Source organism: Myxacorys chilensis (genome assembly GCF_059505265.1).
The window spans coordinates 1-2,568 of the sequence record NZ_JCACKG010000260.1; the positions used below are offsets into that span (position 1 = coordinate 1).

Annotated in this window: 2 protein-coding genes; both read right to left on the bottom strand. The window is 65.4% G+C overall.

The window, feature by feature from the left end; genetic code table 11:
* On the bottom strand, positions 1-1,230 hold a 1,230-nt coding region (locus tag AC5JLB_RS26730; protein ID WP_495876871.1), incomplete at its 3' end, for a YfjI family protein.
* Positions 1,231-1,718: 488 nt separating this feature from the next.
* Positions 1,719-2,568, bottom strand: an 850-nt coding sequence (locus AC5JLB_RS26735; RefSeq protein WP_495876872.1) for a BP74-related protein, incomplete at its 5' end; no start/stop codon positions are given.

Here is a 2,568-nt window from a genome sequence, read left to right on the forward strand (position 1 = left end):
CGCCTCCTTGCCGGAGAGCTGGAGGGCAGAGCGGATGTCGGCGATCCGCCGCACCTTCTCGACCGCGCGCTCGTCGTAGGACTGGAGCATGAGCCGGGTGCTCTCGAGATGGTACTCGGCAAAGCGCGTCGCGAGATGCGCCGTCTCCACATCGATGGGCCAGCGAGCCTTGCCCAAGAGGAAATGCAGGACGGGCATATACCGCAGGACCGAGTAGCCGATCCGCCGGATGAATGAGCCCGGTACTTCGCCCTCGCCCCAGACCGGCCGAAGTCCCCGCCACCAGGCCTCGAGATGTTCGAGCACTCCCTCACCGAGGTGGTAGGGTCCCGCCGCTCCAGGCTGGGCGCAGAGCGCATGCCAGAGCTCCCGCAGATCCGCCTCGGCCGCGGCGACCCCTTCGCCGGCGAAGTAGAGGAAGTGGTCGAACATGTCGCCGTCGATGCGGGGCGGCGCGACGTAATAGTTCGGCCTTTGGCAGTAGCCGTCGAGCATGCTGACGGGATCGACATCGGCACGCCAGGTCGAGAGGACGCTCAGGCCATGCAGGGTGAAGGCCGGCCGGGCGATCTCCAGCTTCGTGCTCTCCCCCTTCAGCCGGTTCGCGATCGGCTGGTGACTGTAGGCGTTCAGCATCCACGGCTTGATCCGGGCGAACTTCGAGTCGCGGAGCACGGCATGGATGAACTTGCCGATCTCGTCCTGGAACCAGAAGGCGCCGTTGTTCTCCGCAAGATCCTGGATCCACTGGGCGTCGGACCCGCTGGGCGGGAACATGCGGACGGCGGTTCGGCCGTCCTCGCCCGAGAGGATCGCCGAGACGCGATCCGCAGCCAGGGTCTTGGAACTCCCCGATTCCGCGAGTCCGATCGTCCAGAGCGTCGGGAGGATGCGGCCGGCTCCCGGCACCTCGAGGGCGGCGCCCCTCTGGGTGAGCCAGGACGCGGCGATCATGATGAGATGGAAGAGCGGGAGCGCGTAGGAGATGTCGGTCTCCTCGAACAGGCGTAACATCCGCGCCAGAATGAACCCCTGCGGGACCAGACGGCGCACGTCGAGGGCCTCAAGGTTCGTCCGGATAGCCAGCATCGCGATCAGCGCGTTGCGCTCGTCAGGGTTGATCGGACGGCGGCGGCTCTGGCCTTGGACGGAGAGAAGTTCGAGAAGGCAGCTCTGGGCCTCCGTGGCGGCGCGCTTCGTCGGGCGCGTCTTCCTCTTCTTGGTGGTCATGCTCGATGGTCCTCTATGGGGGCGCCTGTTGCGCTCCCCAGAAGGGTGGGTTCACCACGGCAGGGAGAGAAATCGGCGGGGGACGAAAACAGCGGCACTTACCCGAACACCCTGGCAACGTGCCGACGCTTGTCCTAAGATTATGATTTCCAGAGTAGAAATTACCCTTCGCAGAGCCGACAAGAAGCCGACAGAACCGGCGAGGTCGGCGACTCGAGGCGGACGGGCGTGGTCGGCGCATTCTGAGAATCACAACGCCTGAGTGCGTGAAACGAACGGTCAGGATCGACATGCCACCCATTCAGGCGGTCCCGTTGTAATGCTCTCTTTCGGTTCTCAGGCGCCGGTGTCGCTTACAGCACCATGCCACCGCCGCTTAACCTCACCCCCAGATGGGAACCAAGACCCTCCAGTCTTGAGCCGCGCCGGCAGTCTCAAATCACCTGACACGAACAGAATTGCTTGCAACGAGGGTTCTGTCAGGCCCCCTAGAGCAGCACATCCAGCGTCCCCAGTTCGCTCATGTTATGATCGCGCAGGTAGCCCACCAGCCGCAGGCTGTCTTCGCCCAGGTGCAGAACCAGATCCCTGCCTCGCGCCACTATCCCGACCTCGTCTAAGCTCCCCAGCTTGAAGGCCGTCAGGTCAATCCGGTCATCCGCCCCAGGCCCGTCGACGAAGTCGAGAACCCGGTCTGCCCCGCCGCCCGGCCGTAGGACGAAGGTGTCGTGGCCCGATCCGCCCTCGAGCCGATCGCCTCCCGGCCCGCCACTCAGCCAATCGTGCCCCGCCCCGCCGACCAGCACGTCTTGACCCCGGCCTCCTACGAGCCGGTCATCGCCTGTGCCGCCCGACAACTTGTCATCACCCCATCCGCCCAGAAGGTGGTCGCCCCCAGGTCCGCCCACGAGGTGGTCGGCCCCGCCACTGCCCTCTAGCCGATCGTCGCCGCGCCTCCCGAACAACAAGTCCGTGCCCGCCGTACCGTCCAGCCGGTTCGCTCCCGCGTCGCCCGACTGGGGCTGCAACTCGCCAGTGAGCGTCGACGACCAACCTGTCCACACCCGCCCCGGGAGGAGATGGCCGCCGACTTCGTCCAGATGGTTCTCGATGTAGCGCATCGTCGAGTCGCCCACCTCAGTGGACATCTCGAAGAAGAACACGCTCGCTGGGTCGAGGTGATAGGACCAGCCGATGTTGTAGGAGACGGGGGTCGTCTCCACAGTTCCCCCGATCCGAGGATCGCTCTCCTCGCCATCCAGAAGCGCGCGCGCATGGGAGACGAGATCTCGGTCCGTCAGCCGGAGGACGAAGACCTCTTGCGAAGAGTCGGTGAAG